Source organism: Microbulbifer regidiadema (SeqCode) (genome assembly GCF_052467605.1).
Genome location: NZ_CP174316.1, coordinates 3697927 through 3719186 on the forward strand (window position 1 = coordinate 3697927; position 21260 = coordinate 3719186).

15 protein-coding genes are annotated in these 21260 nt (G+C 56.8%); 13 read left to right on the forward strand and 2 right to left on the reverse strand.

Translation table 11 applies throughout. The features are described 5' to 3' along the window. Nucleotides 1–159: 159 nt before the first annotated feature. From bioB to bioC, 3 genes are read left to right on the forward strand one after another with little or no spacing between them, the layout of a single operon-like run. Nucleotides 160–1209, forward strand: coding sequence for a biotin synthase BioB (bioB, locus tag ACJJIF_RS16725; protein ID WP_444932372.1), 1050 nt, complete (start codon nucleotides 160–162; stop codon nucleotides 1207–1209). Continuing rightward, nucleotides 1206–2399 carry an 8-amino-7-oxononanoate synthase gene (gene bioF, locus ACJJIF_RS16730; protein WP_444929460.1) on the forward strand — a complete coding sequence of 398 codons (1194 nt, stop codon included), beginning with the start codon at nucleotides 1206–1208 and terminating at the stop codon, nucleotides 2397–2399. The genes bioB and bioF overlap by 4 nt, the downstream gene beginning before the upstream one ends. Then, nucleotides 2396–3940 carry a malonyl-ACP O-methyltransferase BioC gene (bioC, locus tag ACJJIF_RS16735; RefSeq protein WP_444929461.1) on the forward strand — a complete coding sequence of 515 codons (1545 nt, stop codon included), beginning with the start codon at nucleotides 2396–2398 and terminating at the stop codon, nucleotides 3938–3940. Before bioF ends, bioC begins: the two co-directional genes overlap by 4 nt. Before the next feature lie 46 nt (nucleotides 3941–3986). On the opposite strand, the gene ACJJIF_RS16740 is transcribed toward bioC, so the two are convergent. Next, nucleotides 3987–4526: a L,D-transpeptidase family protein gene (locus ACJJIF_RS16740; protein WP_444929462.1), complete on the reverse strand. Its 540-nt coding sequence runs from the start codon at nucleotides 4524–4526 to the stop codon at nucleotides 3987–3989. Between the two features lie 182 nt (nucleotides 4527–4708). On the opposite strand from ACJJIF_RS16740, the gene bioD reads away from it, so the two are divergent. The 3 genes from bioD to ACJJIF_RS16755 all read left to right on the forward strand — a co-directional run bounded on the left by bioD (nucleotide 4709) and on the right by ACJJIF_RS16755 (nucleotide 7583). Further along, nucleotides 4709–5395: a dethiobiotin synthase gene (bioD, locus tag ACJJIF_RS16745; RefSeq protein WP_444929463.1), complete on the forward strand. Its 687-nt coding sequence runs from the start codon at nucleotides 4709–4711 to the stop codon at nucleotides 5393–5395. Nucleotides 5396–5500: 105 nt separating this feature from the next. Then, nucleotides 5501–7282, forward strand: coding sequence for an acyl-CoA dehydrogenase C-terminal domain-containing protein (locus ACJJIF_RS16750; RefSeq protein ID WP_444929464.1), 1782 nt, complete (start codon nucleotides 5501–5503; stop codon nucleotides 7280–7282). Between the two features lie 109 nt (nucleotides 7283–7391). Continuing rightward, nucleotides 7392–7583: a DUF3094 family protein gene (locus tag ACJJIF_RS16755; protein WP_444929465.1), complete on the forward strand. Its 192-nt coding sequence runs from the start codon at nucleotides 7392–7394 to the stop codon at nucleotides 7581–7583. Here the strand turns inward: ACJJIF_RS16755 and ACJJIF_RS16760 are convergent. Further along, nucleotides 7580–8050, reverse strand: coding sequence for an EVE domain-containing protein (locus ACJJIF_RS16760; RefSeq protein ID WP_444929466.1), 471 nt, complete (start codon nucleotides 8048–8050; stop codon nucleotides 7580–7582). The genes ACJJIF_RS16755 and ACJJIF_RS16760 overlap by 4 nt on opposite strands. A gap of 121 nt (nucleotides 8051–8171) precedes the next feature. On the opposite strand from ACJJIF_RS16760, the gene ACJJIF_RS16765 reads away from it, so the two are divergent. The 7 genes from ACJJIF_RS16765 to ACJJIF_RS16795 all read left to right on the forward strand — a co-directional run bounded on the left by ACJJIF_RS16765 (nucleotide 8172) and on the right by ACJJIF_RS16795 (nucleotide 21243). After that, nucleotides 8172–9260, forward strand: coding sequence for a sensor histidine kinase (locus ACJJIF_RS16765; RefSeq protein ID WP_444929467.1), 1089 nt, complete (start codon nucleotides 8172–8174; stop codon nucleotides 9258–9260). Nucleotides 9261–9263: 3 nt separating this feature from the next. Beyond that, nucleotides 9264–10079, forward strand: coding sequence for a LytR/AlgR family response regulator transcription factor (locus ACJJIF_RS16770; RefSeq protein WP_444929468.1), 816 nt, complete (start codon nucleotides 9264–9266; stop codon nucleotides 10077–10079). A gap of 140 nt (nucleotides 10080–10219) precedes the next feature. Continuing rightward, the gene (locus tag ACJJIF_RS16775) at nucleotides 10220–13315 is read left to right on the forward strand and encodes an efflux RND transporter permease subunit (RefSeq protein ID WP_444929469.1); all 3096 of its coding nucleotides are present in this window, start codon (nucleotides 10220–10222) and stop codon (nucleotides 13313–13315) included. Beyond that, a complete protein-coding gene (locus ACJJIF_RS16780; RefSeq protein WP_444929470.1) occupies nucleotides 13312–14433 on the forward strand; it encodes an efflux RND transporter periplasmic adaptor subunit in 1122 nt (373 codons plus the stop codon). The genes ACJJIF_RS16775 and ACJJIF_RS16780 overlap by 4 nt, the downstream gene beginning before the upstream one ends. A gap of 312 nt (nucleotides 14434–14745) precedes the next feature. Next, the gene (locus ACJJIF_RS16785; protein WP_444929471.1) at nucleotides 14746–17841 is read left to right on the forward strand and encodes an efflux RND transporter permease subunit; all 3096 of its coding nucleotides are present in this window, start codon (nucleotides 14746–14748) and stop codon (nucleotides 17839–17841) included. After that, on the forward strand, nucleotides 17838–18941 hold the full coding sequence (locus ACJJIF_RS16790; protein WP_444929472.1) for an efflux RND transporter periplasmic adaptor subunit: 1104 nt from the start codon (nucleotides 17838–17840) through the stop codon (nucleotides 18939–18941). Before ACJJIF_RS16785 ends, ACJJIF_RS16790 begins: the two co-directional genes overlap by 4 nt. Before the next feature lie 226 nt (nucleotides 18942–19167). Beyond that, on the forward strand, nucleotides 19168–21243 hold the full coding sequence (locus ACJJIF_RS16795) for a TonB-dependent siderophore receptor (RefSeq protein WP_444929473.1): 2076 nt from the start codon (nucleotides 19168–19170) through the stop codon (nucleotides 21241–21243). Nucleotides 21244–21260 lie beyond the last annotated feature (17 nt).

Consider the following 21260-nt stretch of genomic DNA (forward strand, 5'->3'; position numbering starts at 1 on the left):
GTCTTGTCATCCGAGTTGACAGCGCTTGGGTCGCGGCTAAACTGGCCAGTCAGGTGGATTGGGCCGCAGCCTAACGCCACCGCAGCCTGTTATCAGGCCGAGAGTATCCGATTTTAATAAGCCATAGAGAGAGTACGCCCTGTGACAGCTGCCCAGCAAATGCCCGCCGCAGAGATCCGCCACGACTGGACCCGCCAGCAGGTCCTGGACCTCTTCGCCCTGCCGTTTAGCGACTTGATGTTTACCGCGCAGCAAGTGCACAGAACTTACTTTGATGCCAATCGGGTGCAGGTCAGCACCCTCTGCTCCATTAAGACCGGCGCCTGTCCAGAGGACTGTGCCTATTGCCCCCAGAGCGCCCGCTATGACACCGGCCTGGAGCGGGAAAAGCTGATGAAAGTTGAAAAGGTCTTGCAGGAGGCCCGGGCGGCCAAGGCTGGCGGCGCCACCCGCTTCTGCATGGGGGCCGCCTGGCGCTCGCCGAAGAAAAAAGATATGCCCTATGTGACCCAGATGGTGCGCGAGGTAAAAGCGCTGGGGATGGAGACCTGTATGACTCTGGGCATGCTGAATGACGACCAGGCCCAAGAGCTGGCGGATGCGGGCCTCGATTACTACAACCACAACCTGGACACCTCGCCCGAATACTACGGTGAGATTATTACCACTCGCACCTATCAGGATCGCCTGGAGACTTTGGGCCGCGTGCGCGCGGCGGGGATGAAAGTCTGTGCCGGCGGCATTGTGGGAATGGGTGAGGGCGATAAGGATCGCGCCGGCCTGCTGATGCAGCTGGCTAATCTGCCGGAGCACCCGGAGTCAGTGCCGATCAATATGCTGGTTAAAGTCGCCGGCACCCCGCTGGAAGAGCAAAAGGATCTGGACCCCTTCGAATTTATTCGCTGCATTGCCGTGGCCCGTATCATGATGCCGAAATCCCATGTGCGCCTGTCCGCTGGTCGCGAACAGATGAGTGATGAGATGCAGGCGATGGCTTTTCTCGCCGGTGCCAACTCTATTTTCTACGGGGAAAAACTGCTGACGACCGCCAACCCGGAATCCAACAAAGATATGCAGCTGTTCAACCGCCTGGGAATCAAGCCGGAGGAGTACCAGCAGTACGCCGATGAGGCTGAGGTGGAAGCGGAATTAAACGCGCAGATCAGCGAACATCAAAACGACGCCTTCTTCTACGACGCGGCCAAATGACCCTGGATGCAGCCCTGAAGCAGCGCCTCGCCGAGCGCCGCCAGCAGAACCTCTACCGGGAGGTCAAAACCCTCGATCGCGCACCCGGTCCGCGCGCCCGGGTCGATGGGCGCGAGTTACTGGTATTTAGTAGCAATGACTACCTGGGCCTCGCCAGCCGCGCGGAAGTGATCGCCGCACAGCGGGCCGGCGCGGAGTGTGGCGCTGGCGCCACGGCCTCCCACCTGGTCAATGGCCACCTGGATATCCACCGCCGCTTGCAGCAGTGCATTGCCGACGTGACCGGGCGAGAGGCAGCGCTGGTATTCTCCAGTGGCTATATGGCGAATATCGGCACTATCTGTGCCCTGTTGGGGCGGGCCGACAATATTGTGTCGGACCGGCTCAACCACGCTTCACTAATTGATGGCGCACGCCTGAGCGGCGCCAATAGCCTGCGCTTTGCCCACAACGATCTCACGAGTCTTGAACGCCAATTGCAGCGCGCCGCCACCCGGGGTGGCGCTACTTTAGTAGCGGTGGATGGCGTTTACAGTATGGATGGGGATTTGGCGCCTCTGGCTGAAATTGCCCGCTTGTGCACAGAGTACAGCGCCTGGCTGATGGTTGATGAGGCCCACGGCTTCGGCGTGATGGGTAGCGAGGCACACCCTCTGGCGGGCAGTTGTGCCCTGGCGGGGCTATCCCAGGACCAAGCCCCGATTGTGATGGGCACCCTGGGCAAGGCGGCGGGCAATGCCGGTGCTTTTATCGCGGGCTCCCGGGCACTGATAGATTTTCTGACCCAGTTTGCGCGGCCCTATATCTACACCACCGGAATGGCGCCGGCGGTGGCTGCCGGCGCCTTGGCGGCAATCGAACTGATCCGCGATGAGCCCCAGTTGCAGGGGCGGCTGCGGGTGAATATCGCCTATTTTCGCCGGGGTGCCGTGCGACTCGGTCTGCCTCTACAGCCGTCGGCCAGTGCAATACAGCCACTGGTATTGGGCTGTGAAAATATTGTGATGGGGGTTGCCAGAAAATTGCAGGAGCGCGGCTTCCTCGTCGGTGCAATCCGCCCGCCCACAGTGCCACAGGGCAGCGCGCGTTTGCGCATTACCCTGAGCGCGGCTCACCGGGCTGAGGATATTGACGAGTTACTTGGTGCGCTACAGGCCATTTTGCAGGAAGTGGGGGTGCTGGATCAGTGACGAAGATTGAGCACCTGGTTTTCCTGCACGGATGGGGCGGGGATGCGCATCTCTGGCAGCCGCTGCTGGAAATTCTGGCGGGTCGCACAGAGGTGCGCCTCCACTGTATCGAACTGCCCGGGTTTGCCGCGCAGGGGGGCGAAGATTGGCCCCCGCTGGAAACCTTGCTACAGAAACTTTACCGGCAACTCCCCGCCAACTGCGTTCTGGTCGGGCACTCCCTCGGCGGTATGTTGGCGGTTCGCCTGGCTGCTGCGGCGGAGCAGGACAAGATACTGGGGCTAGTGACAATCGCCGCCAATGCCCGCTTTGTTGAGGGGGATGGCTGGCCGGGTATGGCCGAGGCCACTTTTGCCGATTTTTCCCACGCTTTTACAGCGGCCCCGGAGAGTACCTGGCAGCGTTTTTGCTCGCTACAGACTCGCGGCGACAGCGCCATGCGCACACTGCTCAAGACCCTAAAGTCGCGAAAGCCACAGATCAATAGCGGCGCCTGGCGGGATGCTTTGCGCTGCCTGGCAGAGCTGGATAACCGCCAACACCTGGCAAATCTGTCCGTGCCGGCGCTACACCTATTCGGTGACGGGGATGCCCTGGTACCCATTGAAGCCGCTCGGGCCATTGAGGCGTCTGGGAGCAAGGTTGCGCTGATCCCGGGAGCGGGCCATTTGCCCCACTGTTCGAGGGCCGAGAGTACCGCTGAGTATTTACTCGAATTGATAGGGCGTATTGAGAGTGCCCAGGCACAGCCATTTGATAAGTTGGCGGTAGCCCGCTCCTTTAGCCGGGCCGCACAAAGCTACGATGACTGCGCTCACTTGCAGCGCGCAGTGTGCCGGCAACTGCTGGCCGAGGCCGGTGAGCACTGGATGCCCTGCACAATCCTCGATCTGGGCAGCGGCACCGGTTTCGGTAGCGAGCTGTTGCGCCAGCGCTTCCCTCAGGCGCAAATTATTGCCCTGGATTTGGCGGAGGGAATGCTGAAATTTGCCCGGGCGCGCAGACCCGAAGCCGACGGCTATATTGCCGCCGATGCCGAACAACTCCCCCTGGCGGCGGGTAGCATCGATTTGGTGTTTTCCAGTATGGCGCTGCAATGGTGCTACCGCCTACCGCAGTTGTTTGCGCAGCTGCAACGGGTGCTGGCCCCGGAAGGACGCTGTCTGCTGGCCACTCTGGGCCCTAAAACCCTGCTGGAACTGAAGCAGAGTTGGGCTCAAGTGGATGGGGGAGTACACGTCAATCAGTTTCTGCCCGCCGCGCAGTGGCGTGAAGCCGCGCTGCACAGTGGCTTGGCCGGGGCGGTTAGGGATGAACTGCGTTTGCTGCACTTCGACAGCCTGCGCCAGTTGATGCGGGAGCTTAAGGGCGTCGGTGCGCACAATATCAACCGGGCGGCGGATAAAGGTATGACTGGCCGGCGCAAGCTACAGCGCTTGTCCACAGCTTATGAGGATCGGCGGGAGGAGCGGGGTTTGCCGGTCACCTATGAAGTGATCTATATGAATCTCGCTGCTAGCGGGGCAAAAAAAGCCGGCTGACCTGCGCCTATCGCAACGCAGGGAGCCGGGTGCAAGATTGAAGAGATCAGGGGTAGATATCGATTGGGATGGGGGTTTTCACCAGGGCCCAGATTTCGTCCATTTCGCGATTGGAGGCCACGGCGATACAGCCGTCGGTCCAGTTGGTGCGGCGCAGATGCCTCTCCATATTTGACCACTGGGGTTTGATACCGTGGATCATAATATCCCCGCCCGGGCTGACCCCCATTTTGGCCGCCCGCGCGCGGTCCTGTTTATTTGGATAGGACACGTGGATAGAGCGGTAAAAGCGGCTGTTGGGGTTCTTCCAGTCCAGCGTGTAGCGGCCCTCGGGAGTGCGCTCGTCACCCTGGCGGACCTTGTGCCCTTTGGGGTTATCGCCAAAGGAGACGGTATAGCTCTTTACGACACGGCCATCCCGTATCAGCTGCATAAGTTTTTTCGATTTGTACACCACCACGTGGTCAACGGGAGCAACAGTTGCTGAGGCAAAGATTGGCACCAGCAGGAGCAGGGCAAGGGTCAGGTATCGCATGGTCTTTAAGCAGTTCAGATAGTTGTCGTTTATGTCGCAATGACGCCGCATCCCTGCTGTCTCTCCCCTGTAACGGGGGAGTTATTGTGTGAGCGCAATGCCGTACTCTCTTAGCGATGCACGGCTTGAGTTGTTCAAAATTTGTGCTACCCGGTTAATTTATCACCGTTTGTGTGGTGTGAAAAGTCGCGTTATGAAAAAAGTTAACTTTCTTTGGAGGAGGAGCTGAGGCCTTGGCAAAAACTTACTTTATCGCCGGTACTGACACCGAGGTGGGCAAGACATACGTGAGTGCCGCGCTGCTAGCGGCGGCGGCAGAGGCGGGCTTGCAAACGGCGGCGGTGAAACCGGTGGCATCGGGATGTGAACTCACCGAGGAGGGGCTGCGCAATGAAGATGCCCTGTTGCTCCAGCGCGCGATGACCTTGCCGCTGCCCTATCAGCAGGTGAATCCCTTTGCCCTGGAGCCCGCGATTGCCCCACATATCGCCGCCGCAGAGGCGGGCAAGTCATTGAACGTCGCGCGCATGGCCGGCGTCTGTCGGGGGGTGATGTCCGCAGGGGCCGATCTGGTCTTGATCGAAGGTGCCGGCGGCTGGCGCACACCACTGGGTCCGAGGTGCTTTCTGTCACAGCTGCCCCGGGAGCTGAACCTGCCGGTGATATTGGTGGTGGGTATGCAACTCGGCTGTATTAATCACGCGCTGCTCACCGCAGAGGCGATTCGCCGCGACGGCTTGCCACTGGCGGGCTGGGTGGCAAATTTTGCCCGCGATGGTATGGCTCGCGCCGACGAAAACCTGCAAACCCTGAAGTCGCTACTGCCCGCGCCCCTGCTCGGCACCCTCCCGTTCGACAGCGCCGCCGACTATTCTAACGGCGCCCAGCACCTGGATATTACCCCGCTGTTATCTCACTGATCGCACCGCGAGCCGGGCCCGTCAGGGCCCGAGATGGTTGACATTGGGACGCTTCGGCCCTAGATTCAAACGAGCGTTTGAAACACTTGAATGAGGACCGGGAGCATGGCCGACTATAAGGCGCCACTAAGGGAGATGAACTTCCTACTGCACGAGGTATTTGCTGCGGAAAAACTTTGGGCGGAACTGCCTGGGTTGGCCGGAGCCGTAGACCGTGAGACCGCAGATGCGATTCTCGAAGAGATGGCCAAGCTGGCGGCCAATACCCTGGACCCGATCAATCGCTCGGGCGATGAAGAGGGCTGCCAGTGGAATGACGGCGTAGTGACCACGCCGAAAGGCTTCAAAGAGGCCTACGCCACTTTCTGCGAAGGCGGCTGGGGTGGACTGCTGGGCAACCCGGAGTACGGCGGCATGGGAATGCCGAAGATGCTGGGTGCGCAGGTGGAGGAGATGATCAATGCCTCGAATATCTCCTTTGCCCTCTACCCGGTTCTGACCAACGGCGCCTGCCTGGCAATCGACGCCCACGCCAGTGCCGAGCTGAAAGAAAAGTATCTGCCCAAGATGTACGAGGGCACCTGGGCCGGCGCCATGGGTCTTACCGAGCCCCACGCCGGTACGGACCTGGGTATTATCCGCACCAAGGCCGAGCCCCGTGGCGATGGCAGCTTTAGCCTCAGCGGCAGCAAGATCTTTATTACCGGCGGCGACCAGGACCTGTCGGAAAATATTATCCACCTGGTTCTGGCAAAACTGCCGGATGCGCCCAAGGGACCCAGAGGTATCTCCCTGTTCCTGGTGCCCAAATACAAGGTGAATGAAGACGGCAGTGTGGGTGAGCACAACAATGTGAATTGTGGCTCCATTGAACACAAGATGGGAATCAAGGCTTCGGCAACCTGTGCGATGAACTTCGACGGTGCCCAGGGCTGGCTGGTCGGCGAGGAGAACAAGGGACTCGCCGCCATGTTCACCATGATGAACTACGAGCGTCTGGGTGTGGGCATTCAGGGCCTCGGCGCCTCCGACCGCTCTTACCAGAACGCCGTTGAATACGCCCGCGACCGCATTCAGAGCCGCTCTCCTGCGGGGGCCAAGCAGCCGGAGAAGGCCGCAGACCCGATTATTGTGCACCCCGACGTGCGCCGTATGCTGCTCACTCAAAAGGCCCTGATCAACGGCGGCCGCGCCCTGTCCACTTATGTTGCCAAATGGTTGGATATTTCCAAATTTGGTGAGGGTGAAGAGAAAAAGAACGCGGAGAATATGGTGGCGTTGCTGACGCCGGTGGCCAAGGCCTTTACCACCGATATGGGCCTGGACTGCACCATCCTCGGACAGCAGGTCTTCGGCGGCCACGGCTATATTCGCGAGTGGGGCCAGGAGCAGCTGGTGCGCGATGTGCGTATTACCCAGATCTACGAGGGCACCAACGGTATCCAGGCACTGGATCTGGTGGGGCGCAAGACCGTGGCCAGCGGCGGCGCTCTGTTTGAGCTGTTCGCTGCCGATGTGCAGAGCTTTATCGATGCGCAGATCGACAAAGAGGCCATGGCGGAGTTTGTCCAGCCGCTCGGCACTGAGCTACAGCGCCTGCGCGAGGCCACCGAGAAGATGATAGCCGCTACCAAGGACGATCCCTACGCCCCGGGCGCGGCTTCTGTGGAGTACCTGCACCTGTTCGGCTATGTCGCTTACGCGTTTATGTGGGCGCAGATTGTCGCGGCGGCACTGCCGAAAGTTGACGCGGATAGCTTCTATAAAGGGCAGGTAAAAACAGCGCGCTTCTATTTTGCGCGCCTGTTGCCGCGCACCCAGGCACTGGCGGGCAGCGTCAATGCGGGCAGCGCAACCCTGATGGCGCTTGAGGAAGAACTGTTCTAAGCGCGCCGTATCAAGGTGTTAAAAAGCCCCGCAGCGCGGGGCTTTTTTGTGGAGCTGACGCGGGCTTTCTCCTACACTCAGGGCACAAAAATAACCAGCGAAAGTGCCCATGTTAGATCCCTCCCCAAAAAAACTCTCCGATGAAGATCAGGCCAAGGTCGATCGATACCTGCAGTCTGGCGTCAACAGTGTGGAGCGCAAGCCATTCCGCCCCTGGGTGCTGCTGCTCGGCCTAGCCGCACTGTTGACCCTGTTATCGCTGCTGAGCCTGTATATCGCCCAGACTAAGGGCGTTGTCTAGCGCGGCGTGGAGCTTCCCAAGTGCTGAAGTAGCTGCCACTCGCTATCGGTGACCGGCTGAATAGACAGGCGCCCCTGTTTGACCAGAACCATCTCTGCCAGCTCGGGGATAGCCTTGATTTCGGCGAGGGGCACGGGCCGCTGGAATTTACTCTGCCAGCGAATATCCACGCAGTACCAGCGCGGCTTGTCCTCACTGGCCTTGGAATCAAAGTATCTGCTCGCCGGATCGAACTGAGCCGGGTCGGGGTAGGCCGCGCGCACCACCTCAGCGCTTCCCACAACAGCCGGAACCTTACAGGCGCTGTGGTAAAACAGCACACCGTCTCCCACCGCCACCTTGTCGCGTAAAAAGTTGCGCGCCTGGTAGTTGCGGATACCATCCCAGCGCCCGCAACCTCGGGGTTCGGCGGCGAGGTCTGAAAGGCTGTATTCGTCGGGTTCAGACTTAAATAACCAGTACGTCATGCGGCAGTTTGTCTCTTTATTGCGCCGGTTGGTGTTTCGCCGGCTTTCGGTGCCATTTAGTATGAAGCTGCCGATTGCTGTCAAATCGGCGTATAGATTTTTACCCAATAAGCGGGAGATTATGGGAAGTAAAACACTGCTGTGGCTCTCACAAAAGCTGGCCAGTCATCGCTCACAATACTGGGCCCTACAGATCTGTGGCTGGGGCGGCTACACCCTGTTGACCTTTGTCGGCAGTTTTTTCTGGGTGAATGACCACTGGATACACTCGGGTTATATCATTGTTGCCACTACCGCCGGGGTTGTTCTCAGTGCGGGGATGCGCTTCGGTTTTCACCTGCTGTGGAGCAAGCCCCCGGCTGTGCGCCTGTTGGGGTCGCTGCTGCTGGTGGTGGTGGCCGCGTTGATTTGGGCGGCGATTAAGTTTATCGGCTCCCTGTGGCTCTACGGCCATGACGGTGATGAACACCCGCTGCTTCTGGCTATCTACTGGTTTACCTACTCGTTCCTGATTCTGATGACCTGGGCGGCGCTCTACTACGGTATCAGATATTACCGCGCCTCCCAGGCCCAGCAGGAAAAGGCCTTAAGGGCCAAATCCATGGCGCATCAGGCCCAGCTAAAAATGCTGCGCTACCAGTTAAACCCGCACTTCCTATTTAACACCCTCAACGCCATCTCCACTCTGATTCTCGATAATGATGGGCGCACGGCCAACAATATGGTGACCCGCCTGTCCCAGTTCCTGCGCCACTCGCTGGATAATGACCCGATGCAGAAGGTGACCCTGGCGAAAGAAGTCGAGGCGCTGATGTTGTACCTGGATATCGAAAAGGTGCGTTTCGCCGATCGCCTGGGAGTGAACCTGGATTTGCAGGGCGAATCTCCCCAGGCCCTGGTGCCCAGCTTGCTGTTGCAGCCTCTGGTTGAAAACGCGATCAAATACGGCATTTCACAGTTGGAGTTGGGTGGAGAAATTGGCATCAAGTCGCGGGTCTTCGCCGGCGAACTGCTACTGGAAGTCAGCGACAATGGCCCCGGTATGTCGGAGGAGGAATTGCGTCTGATTGGTCGGGGTTACGGGGTGGGCATACGCAATACTTGTGAGCGCCTCAAGGCCCTGTACGGTGATGACCAGAGAGTGCGCTTCCGCAACCGCCCGGAGGGGGGCTTGTCGGTCAATATTCGTATTCCCTATGAGCAGGAATAAAAGATGAGTGGAATAGAAACCCTGAGAGCGATCGTTATCGATGATGAGCCCCTGGCTCGACGCGGCCTGCGCCTGCGCCTGGAACAGGTGGCCGATATCGAGGTGGTTGCAGAGAGTGGCAACGGTCGCGATGCGTTGGAAAAAATACTCGAGCTGAAGCCCGATGTGGCGTTTGTGGATATCCAGATGCCCGCTGTGAACGGTTTACAGCTGGTGCAATTAATCCCTGTGGACTCTCTGCCCCATGTGGTATTCGTCACCGCGTATGATCAGTATGCGGTAGAGGCATTTGAAATTAATGCGGTGGACTATGTATTAAAACCCATTGAGGAAGAGCGGCTGGCATTGGCTTTGACCCGGGTTAGAGAACAGAGGGCCAACGCCGATATCGCCCAGCAACGGGAGCAATTGCTCGAGGCCGTGGCCGACCTGACCAAGGAATCCCCCGAGGCGCTGGAGCAGAAACTGGTCAATGGACAATTTGCCGGCAGCGCCTACCCCGACAAAATTGCGGTGAAGGATGCGGGTAAAATCACCCTGGTGCCCTCCAGTGAGATCGATTGGATCGATGCGGCCGGTGATTATATGTGTGTGCACGCCCGTGGTGAGACCCATGTGATGCGCATTACGATGAAAGAGCTGGAGCAGCAGTTGGACCCGAAATTGTTCCAGCGCATTCACCGCTCGACCATCGTCAATTTAAGTCGAGTACGGGAAATACGCGCACATATTAATGGTGAATATCACTTGGTATTAGACAGCGGTGAATGTTTGAAAATGAGCCGCAGTTACAAGAATAAAGTACAGCACTTCCTCTAATAATCTATACGGGCCAGTAGCCACCAGAATATGGGTTATTGGTCCGACCTAAATTTCCAGGCAATTATGCCTGTGGGCCTTGTCTAAATTTTTTTTTCCTTTAGTGTTCTGCCCCAATTACAAAAAGAAGGGTCCAGGGAATGGCACTCACTCGCGCCGCTCTAAAAAATCCTGCAGCTACGGGTGTAGCTGTAGTTATGGTTGTATTGCTCGGTGCATTCCTTGCCAGCCGCCTGCCCGTGCAACTTTTTCCGGATATCACAACTCCCCGTATAGCCATTGAAGCTGATTGGCGAGCAGCTGCACCCAAGGAGGTGGAGTCAGAAATCGTAGAACCTATTGAGTCGGTTCTACAAGGGCTTAGCGGCCTTGAAATGATGCATGTGAATGCGGTCCGTGGCGGTGCCTGGGTGAATCTGGAGTTCGCTATGGGTACCGACATCGATAAAGTACTGATCGATGTCATCAGCCGTATGAGCAGTTTGCCCCCGCTGCCAAGAGATGCACAGCCTCCTCGGGTGATTGTCGGGGGTCCGAATGGCAATACCCCGTCCCTGACTTACTTCTTTTTACAAAAGCTTCCGGGAAACGCCTCTCACCTGGATGACTATGCGGGCCTTATTGAAGACGTGTTGCGTCCGGAGCTTGAATCGATACCGGGGGTCGCGGGTGTTCGGGCTCTGTCTGGGCGTGCAGCCCGGGAAGAGTTACAGGTTATTTTCGACCCCTGGAAAGCGGCTGAACTCGGTATTCAGTTGCCCACTGTGGGGCGCCAGCTCGCCTCAGCACGCGACGTCTCGGGTGGCTTTACCGATGTGGGGCGCAGGCGTTACACCCTGCGTTTTACTGGAGAGTATAAGCCCGAGGAGTTGTCGGGATTAATTCTTGAATGGCGTGATGGCCAGCCGGTCCGCCTTGGGGATATTGCAGAGGTAAAGGTTGGACCGTCAGAGGCTCGCGGTGTCGCCACTCAGAATGGTAACCCGGCAGTATCGCTGCGCATTGATCGTACCAATGATGCCAATATGCTCGCGACGCTCGATCGAGTTAAGCAGAAGGTTGCAGAGCTTAATCAGACCAGACTGAAGGATGAAAAGCTGATATTGGTGCAGTCCTTTGATGCTTCAATATTTGTCTACCGAGCCTTGAATCTGCTCGGGGGCAATATGATTCTAGGTATCGTTCTAGCCGTGGGCGTACTCTGGTGGTTTATGCGACGTATGCGCGCCACTTTGATTGTCGCTGCGGCAATACCGGTTTCCCTTCTGGCCACGTTTATTGTCTTATCAGCAGCTGGGCGCAGTCTCAATGTTATTTCATTGGCAGGACTCGCTTTCGCCACAGGAATGGTGCTGGATGCTGCTATTGTGGTTTTGGAAAATATCATTCGTCTCAGAGAGAAAGGGATCAATGCGAACGATGCATCCGAGTGCGGAGCGAGCCAGGTTTGGGGGGCGCTATTGGCGAGTACGGCGACAACGGTGGCAATCTTCTTACCGGTATTTTTTCTCCAAAGTGTCGAAGGCCAGATTTTTGGTGATCTCGCGCTAACCATTGCTGTTGCAGTCGTGTTTTCTCTATTAGTGGCAGTTGCGATAGTGCCACTGGCTACCAAGCTCTGGCTTCCCTCGATATCCACTGAGGATCGGCTCAAGGGCGCCTGGGATTCTATAACGGGCTGCGTTATGAGGTTGACACGCACTCCGATCAGGCGCTGGCAGGTCATTGCAGGATTGCTTCTGGTGCCCGTTGCCGTAACTTATTTTTTCCTGCCGAATCTCGACTACCTTCCTCCGGTAAAACGCGATGCGGTAGATGTATATATGTATTACCCCTCCGCCCTAAATAAAAAAACGTTGGAGACGGAGATCGTTAATGAGTTGGATCGCCGTATGGCGCCCTATATTAGCGGTAAAAAGGAGCCCGCCCTGAAAAATTATTACATTATTACCTGGCCGGGGGGGGGCAATATGGGGGTGCGGGTAAAGGATATGGATAGGGCCAAGGAGATGGAACGCATCTTGCGCGAAGAGATTTTGGTGGATATCCCCGATCTTCGGGCTTTTGCTGCACGCGGTAACTTATTCAGCCGCTTCGGAGGTGGCCGGAGTATTGAGTTGCACCTCCAGTCCCGCGATGCTGATGCACTCATCGCGGCAGCATCTCATGGTGTCGATGTGATTAAATCCACGCTGCCCGGCACGCCAGTGCGAACTAATCCCGGTCTGTCTCTTTCCGAGCCCGAGCTAACCGTTAGACCAAATGATCGTGCTCTGCTTGAGCAGGGCTGGAACCGCCAGGATATGGGGGGCTTGATCCGTACCTTGGGTAACGGTCTTTACGTGGGTGAATATTTTGATGGCGAAAAGCGCTTGGATGTGATTTTTAAAGCCGAGCCCTGGAGTGTACCGGAACAACTACAGAATACTCCGCTGGTAACCCCCCGGGGCAATGTGGTATCTCTCAGTCAACTCGTCGATGTAGAGCCTACAGTTGGGCCCGGTAGCCTCCGCAGAGTCGATGGGCGCCGTACCATCACCCTTAGTATTGTGCCGCCAGATGACGTCTCTTTAGAGGAGGTACGTGCACAGCTGGAGGCAGAAGTATTGCCGGAAATCCAAAAAGCCCTGCCGGAAGATGGCAATATTTTGCTGGGGGGGAATGTGAGCGACTTGGATAAAGCGCTGATCTCTCTTTCCCAGAATTTTATCCTGGCGTTGCTGATTTTATTTTTACTAATGAGCGCTTTATTCCGCTCTCTACGCGATGCGGGCCTGGTGCTCCTCACCGTGCCATTGGCAACAGTCGGAGGGGTGTTGGCTCTTCAGCTACTGAATCTTATCAGCTTCCAGCCGCTCGACTTACTCACCATGATTGGTTTTGTGATTTTACTGGGGCTAGTGGTAAATAATGCGATTCTGCTTGTTTATCAAACCCGGGTGGCGGAAGCTGCTGGTTCCGTACGGGTTGAGGCTGTGGAGCAAGCTTTGCGTCTGCGCTTGCGCCCAATTTTTATGAGCACCTTAACTAGCGTGTTCGGTATGTTACCTCTGCTGATTGCTCCTGGTGAGGGCAGTGTAATCTATCGTGGTTTGGCTGCGGTGATTGTTGGCGGTATGGCTGTCAGTACCTTATTTACATTGATTTTATTACCTGCACTATTGCAAACAGGACGTTTGCCCCTTCCCCAATTTACCCGCTTGCGCCAAAGGCTGGCTGTGAGGAGTTCCCAATGAAAAGACGAATAGCGTGTATTGCCTTGTCCTTGGCTGGTGCGGTACCGGTGTTAGCGCAAAATAATGCTGTTGCAGTTTTGGTTGATAGGGCGGAAATCCGCGAGATAGCGCCGAGTCAGTGGTCGGCGGGTAAGGTAGTGAGTCGCCGGGATATTCGAGTATCTTCAGAGCTGGATGGCTTATTGGAGTTCGTTGCAGAGCCGGGTAGTTTCGTCAGAAAAGGAGAGCCGCTTTCCAAATTGGATACCACCCACTGGCGACTGCAATTACGCAATAGTGAGAGCCGTATTGCACATTTGCGTGCCCGCCTTACTTATATGGATGCCCAGTTGAAGCGACTGAGCGCGCTAGCTGAGAGCAATAGCACTTCGCGTGCGGCCTTAGAGGAGCAGCAGGCGGAAAGGGAAGCGATGGCTCAGGATTTGTTGGCCGCTGAAATTGAGCGTGATAGGCGTGCTTACGAACTTTCTAAAACGACCATTGACGCACCATTTGATGCTTTGGTGGTGAGCCGCGAATTGCAGGCGGGGGAGTATGTGCGTACAGGATCAGAACTCTTGCGCGCGTTGGATATATCACAACTTGAAGTAGAGGCGGATATTCCCATAAGGGCACTGCCATTGATCCAGGTAGGGGATATGATTGCCCTGCGCAGTGACGTTGCGTCTGCTTTGGAGGATGGCGGTGTCCGTGAGGTTGTCTTTACTGGTCGAGTACGGCAGTTTGTGCCAGTGGCTAGCGATAACTCCCGCCGTGTAAAGCTGATGGTGGAGTTGCCACAGGGCCCTAGCGGGCATAGGGATTGGATTGTGGGTATGCCGGTACAGGTGTCAGTTCCCATTTCAGCGGCCAGCGAGGCAACCGCAGTGCCAAGGGACGCCCTCGTATTACGAAATGGCGATACCTTTGTGTATCGAGTGGGGGAGGAGAATAAGGCCGAGCGGCTATCGGTGCGCATCGGCAGTGGTGATGGTGAATGGGTGTCGGTAATTAGTGACCTCCGTGGGGGCGATCGGGTGGTAGTGCGCGGTGCTGAGCGCTTGCAGCCCGGGCAGGAAGTTAAAGTGTTATCGGAAGTGGTGCGCGATAAAGAGTTATTGCCGATGGGTAGTGGTTAACCACTTATAAAAGTTTGCTTAGTTCAGGGCGGTTTACTTTGTGCATGCGCCCTGAGCCTCTTAATTTCCAAATATATAAGTCCTCGTCTTTATTTTTCACATTGCCTAAGCGAAGCGGCAAAGTGGATAAATTTTCCCTTTTGTTGCCTCCATTAGATATAAGTGCCCATTTGTTGATTTCTATTTTCTAGTTAGGGGTAAATTGCTCTGACATGGCTTGGTCGAATATATCTGGCAACTAGTCGCAATTAACTTGTGTGGAATTTATATTTCGATAACCTTTAGTGCCAATAAAAAATTGGGGCTGAAGTTATGGCATTGACACGCGCCGCGTTAAAAAATCCCGCCGCTGCGGGAGTCGCTGTGGTGATGGCCGTCCTGCTCGGGGCCTTTCTCGCCAGCCAACTACCCGTGCAACTTTTTCCCGATATCGACAACCCGCGTATCGCTATCCAGGCGGGCTGGCGAGCGGCAGCACCGAAAGAGGTGGAAGCGGAAATTGTCGAGCCGATCGAATCTGTATTGCAGGGCCTCACCGGCCTGGAGATGATGCAAGTCAACGCCGGTCGCGGCGGCGCCTGGGCAAATTTGGAATTTGCCATGGGCACCGATATGGACAAGGTGTTGATTGATGTGATCAGTCGTATGAGCAGCCTGCCGCCGCTGCCCCGGGATGCAGAACCCCCGCGCGTAATCCTCGGTGGCTGGGGAGGAGATGCCACCGCACTGACCTACTTTTTTCTGCAAAAATTACCGGAAAACCACCGTCACCTGGATGATTACGCCGGCCTGATTGAAGATGTTCTGCGCCCGGCGCTGGAATCTGTGCCCGGTGTTGCCAGCGTTCAGGCCCAGGCGGGAAGCGCGGCACGGGAAGAGCTACAGGTTGTTTTTGATCCCTGGAAAGCGGCGGAGCTGGGGGTAGAGTTGCCTGCGGTGAGCCGTCAGCTGGCGTCGGCACGGGATGTCTCTGGCGGATTTACCGATGTGGGACGGCGCCGCTATACCCTGCGTTTTGTCGGCGAGTATAAACCGAAAGACCTGTCTGAACTGGTGCTGGAGTGGCGCAATGGGCAGCCGGTGCGCCTGGGGGATATTGCCGAAGTTAAGGTGGGGCCGTCAGAGTCGCGCGGTATCACCACACAAAACGGCAATCCCGCCGTCTCCATTCGTATTAACCGCACCAACAATGCCAATATGCTCGCCACTTTGGAGCTGGTTAAACAAAAAGTTGCCGAGTTGAATGAGGGCAAACTGAAAACTGAGCAGCTGGTGTTGGTGCAGTCGTTTGATGCCTCGGTGTTTGTATATCGGGCGCTAAACCTGCTCGGTGGCAATATGATTTTAGGTATCGTATTGGCTGTCGGGGTGCTCTGGTGGTTTATGCGGCGTATGCGCGCCACCTTAATTGTCGCCGCCGCGATTCCCATTTCATTACTTTCGACGTTTGTGGTGCTGTCCGCCGCAGGCCGCAGTGTGAATGTGATCTCCCTGGCGGGGCTCGCCTTTGCCACTGGCATGGTGCTCGATGCCGCGATTGTGGTGCTGGAAAATATCGTGCGCCTGCGGGAAAAAGGCCGGGGGGCAAAAGAGGCGGCGGAGCAGGGGGCGGGCCAGGTCTGGGGCGCACTGTTGGCCAGTACTGCAACGACAGTTGCGATATTCCTGCCGGTATTCTTTCTCAACAGCGTCGAAGGGCAGGTCTTTGGTGATCTGGCTCTGACGATTGCGGTGGCGGTGGTATTTTCCTTGCTGGTAGCGGTGGCCGTGGTTCCCCTGGCCGCGCGCCTGTGGCTGCCGTCTATCTCCAATGAGGACCGCCTCTCTCCGCTGTGGGAAAAAATTACCGCGCGGGTGATGGCACTGACCAGTACCCCGGCTCGGCGCTGGCAGGTTATTGCTGGGCTGTTATTAATGCCGCTGGCTGCGACCTATCTATTTTTGCCCAACCTGGATTATTTGCCGCCGGTAAAAAGGGATGCGGTGGATGTGTGGATGAATTTTCCCGCATCCACGAATACCAAAACCCTGGAGACAGAAATCGTCGCCGAGCTGGATAAGCGCATGGCACCCTATATGCAGGGGGAGCGTGAACCGGCCCTGAAAAACTATTACGTGATCACCTGGCCCAGTGGCGGCACTATGGGCGTGCGGGTTAAGGATATGGACCAGGCCAAGGAGATGGAGAGAATCCTGCGCGAGGAGATCCTGGTGGATATCCCGGATTTCCAGGGGTTTGCCGCGCGGGGCAATCTGTTCGGCCAGTTTGGCGGTGATCGCAATATAGCCCTACACCTGCAATCCCGCGATGCCGAAGCCCTGATGCGCGCGGCCGCTCTGGGGGTGGAGGTTATTGAAGAGGTGATGCCGGGAACACCGGTGCAGACCAATCCGGGCTTATCTCTGTTGGAGCCCGAATTGACGGTGCGCCCCAATGATCGCGCCATGCTGGAGCAGGGCTGGAACCGCCAGGATATGGGGGGGCTGGTTCGCACGCTCGGCAACGGCCTCTATGTCGGCGAATATTTTGACGGTGAAAAACGCCTGGATATTATCTTTAAGGCGCAGCCCTGGAGCACCCCGGAACAATTGCAGAATACGCCGCTGGTCACGCCCCGTGGGGAAGTGGTGCCGCTCAACCAGCTGGCCAGTGTGGAGCGCGCTGTGGGGCCGGGCAGTTTGCTGCGGGTCGATGGGCGGCGCACCATCACGCTGAATGTTGTACCGCCGGACGATGTGTCACTGGAGGAGGTGCGTGTGCAGTTGGAGGCGGAGGTACTGCCGAAAATTCGCGAGGTGCTGCCGGAGGATCAAAATATTTTGGTGGGGGGCAATGCCAGTGACCTGGATAAGGCTTTGGAATCCCTATCGCAGAATTTTGTCCTGGCCCTGTTAATTTTATTCTTGTTGATGAGCGCACTGTTTCGCTCCCTGCGGGATGCGGGCCTGGTACTGCTCACCGTGCCTCTGGCGACAGTAGGGGGCGTGTTGGCACTGCAAATTTTAAATCTGATCGATTTCCAGCCCCTGGATCTGCTCACCATGATTGGCTTTGTGATACTGCTCGGCCTAGTGGTGAATAACGCTATTTTGCTGGTACACCAGACGCGCGCGGCAGAGATGGCCGGAAGCCCTCGGGTCGATGCCGTGGCGCAGGCTCTGCGCCTGCGTCTGCGCCCTATTTTTATGAGCACCCTGACCAGTGTGTTCGGCATGCTGCCACTGTTAGTTGCCCCCGGTGAGGGCAGTGTTATCTACCGGGGGCTGGCCGCAGTGATTGTCGGCGGCATGGCGGTGAGTACGCTGTTTACCCTGATTTTATTGCCGGCATTACTGCAAACTGGCAGCCTGCCACTATCGAATTTTGCGGCTGTGCGGGCAAGGTTTGCCCCGAGGAGTTCCCAGTGAAGAAATTACTCGCAGGTCTTGTTTTATCCCTGAGCGCCCACGGGGTTTGGGCGCAGGGTGATCCTATTGCGGTGTTGGTAGAGCGCGCGCAGGTTCGGGAGATCGCCCCGAGTCAGTGGTCTGCCGGAGAAGTGGTGAGCCGGCGGGATATCCTGATTTCCTCGGAACTGGACGGTGTGCTGGAATTTGTCGCCGAACCGGGCAGCTTGATTAAAAAAGGTGAGCGCCTGGCTCAACTGGATAGTACTCACTGGCGCTTGCAGCTGCGCAGTAGCGACAGCCGTATCGCGCAGCTGCGCGCACGGCTGACCTATATGGATGCTCAATTAAATCGCCTGCGCAAATTGGCGGAAACCAACAGCACCTCGCGGGCGGCACTGGAAGAGCAGCAGGCGGAGCGGGAGGCAATGGCCCAGGACCTGCTTGCGGCGCAGATTGAGCGCGACCGGCGCGCCTACGAGTTGTCTAAAACAGCGATTGATGCGCCCTTCGACACGCTGGTGGTGAGCCGGGAGTTGCAGGCGGGAGAATATGTGCGCACCGGCTCAGAATTGCTGCGCGCGCTGGATAGGTCGCAGATGGAAGTGGAAGCGGATATTCCCCTGAGTGCTCTGGCGCTGATTCGCACCGGCGACACAGTTGCCCTGCGCAGTGATTCTGTCTCCCCGCGCGCTGATCAATTAACTAGCGGCCGGGTTCGTCAATTGGTACCCGTGGCCAGCGATCGCTCCCGCCGGGTCAAAGTGATGGTGGCCCTGTCGCAGGGTACGTCGGAGCAGTGGAACTGGATTGTCGGTATGCCGGTGCAGGTCTCAGTGCCCATTGCCCAGGCCGAGTCTACACTGTCTGTGCCGAGAGACGCCCTGGTTTTAAGAAATGGCGATACCTTTGTGTATCGAGTGGGCGAGGGGGATAAGGCGGAGCGATTATCGGTGCGTATCGGCAGCGGCGACGGTGAATGGGTGTCGGTGAGCGGCGACCTCAGCGGGGGCGACCGGGTGATAGTGCGCGGTGCCGAGCGCTTGCAGCCTGGGCAGGAAGTTAAAGTGCTGTCGGAGGTCGTGCATGATAAGGAGCCATTGGTGGCGGGCAGTGGCTAACCGTTTATAGGCCCTCTTTATATACAGGGCGATCGACTTTGCGCGAGCGCCCTGGCCGGCTAACATCCAGACAGATAGACCCCTTCCTTAATCCGTGCTAATTTTGCGGATACACTACTCTAAATGATAACTATTCGTATTGAATGGCGCGTATTTCTTTAAATAGGGCAGTCCCTATTTATGCTACCTGCGCAGCATTCATCGATTTGGAGTGAGGTTTTAGCCGATGAAGAACAACAGCTTAGTAAAGAAAAAAGTGCTGTCTGCCTGGATTGCTGCTGCGGCACTCGCGCCGCTGGCAAGTTCTGCTGAAACTATTGAGGAGATTAGTGTTTACGGCGAGCAGGAGGAGACCAGTACAGCCTCGCGCCTGAGCTTATCTGTTTTTGATACCCCGCAGACCGTCACGGCGGTATCCCAGGCACAAATTCAGGATTTTGCCCTCCAGGATATCAATGAGCTGCTGGAGTACACGCCCGGGGTAACGGTAGAGAACGTAGAGACGGATCGTACCTATTACACCGCGCGCGGCTTTGATATCGTGAATTTCCAATACGATGGTATCGGGGTTCCCTTCTCCGCCGGTTTATCCCAGGGGCATCAGGACACGGCGATTTTTGAGCAGGTTGAAGTGGTAAAGGGTGCAGCAGCGCTGACCACCGGACTGGCCAATCCCTCGGCGACGGTTAACTTTATCCGCAAACGCCCGACAGAGGGGTTTGAAGCGGGGGTGAGTCTGATTGCCAATGACGAGGGCGGCCTGCGCACCGAGGGAGATATATCCGGCGCTATCAGCGATAAGGTGCGGGGGCGTCTGGTGGTTGCCGAGGAGCAGTCTGACTCCTACCTGGATCGCTATGAAACCGAAGGCAGGGTGTTCTACGGTATTGTGGAAGCAGATTTGACCGATTCCACCACCCTGACCTTAGGCCGCAGCCAAAATCGCAGCGAGTCCGATGGCAGCATGTCCGGGGCCCTGCCGCTTTACTACACCGATGGCAGCGCTACCGACTACGATATTTCCACCAGTACGGCACCGGACTGGGCTTTTCGCAATGTGGACAGAACCCAAACTTTTGCTGAGCTGAAGCGGGACCTCTCCGCCGATTGGTCTGTCACTGCACTGCTGACCCACAATGAAATCGATATGGATGTCGAGGAGATGTATGTCTACGGCACTCCAGACCGAGAGACTGAGCTGGGTCTGTACGGTTACGCCTTCGGCTATCAGCTGGATGAAGAGCAAACCATTGCCGATGTGTTCCTGTCAGGAAGCTACAGCCTGTTTGGCCGCGACCACGAGCTGGTGGTGGGCGCCAACTATGCGGAGATCGAATTAACCGGCCAATCGTTCTACAGTTACTCCGATGGTTTCCCAGTTCTTGGCAGTGACTGGGCTAGTGGCACAACGGCACGGCCTGACTTTGTCGATACAGATAGTTACTACACTGGCCATTACGACGATCAGCAGCACAAGTCCCTGTACTTTGCCACGCGCTTAAATGTTACCGACAGCCTGTCCCTGTTGGCCGGTGCGCGCAAAATGAAAGTGGAACAGTCCGGTTACAGTTACGGTGTTGACGCCGATAGCTCTGCGGACGAAACAGTCCCCTATGTGGGGGCGACCTTTGATCTGAATGAGAGTCTCTCACTCTACGGCAGCTATACCGAAGTCTTTACCCCGCAGTCCTGGGTTAGCCCCGAATTTGCCCCCCTGGGTGTTGCAGAGGGAGATAGCTCTGAGGTGGGGGTTAAATACTCTCTCGCCGCTGGGCAGGCGACCGGCAGTTTTGGGCTGTTCGAATCCAGCCTGAATAATCTCGGTGAGTATGCCGGCACTGTGGATGGTGTGAATACCTATAATGGTCTCGACTTCACCACCAAGGGTGCCGAGCTGGAATTAATCGGCGCAATTACTGAGAATTTTAATGTCAGCTTTGGCTTCACTCACTTGAGTGAAGTGGTTGGCGATGACGGTGAGGATGTTCGTACCTATATCCCGCGCAACACCCTGAAAGTGGCTGTGGCTTACGATATGCCACAGGTTCAAGGCCTGAAGTTGGGCGGCGGTATCAACTGGCAGGACGATATTTATATTGAGCCTGCCGAGGGGGTTCGCGTAGAGCAGGATAGCTATGCGCTGCTCAGTGCCTTTGCCAACTACGATATTTCTGACAATTTAACCGTTGCTCTCAATATTGATAACCTGACCAATGAGAAATATCTCAACAGTCTCTACTGGACCCAGGGCTATTACGGCGCACCGCGCCAAGCGCAGGTGAGCGTGAGCTGGCGCTACTAAGGCGTCTAGAGAACTCC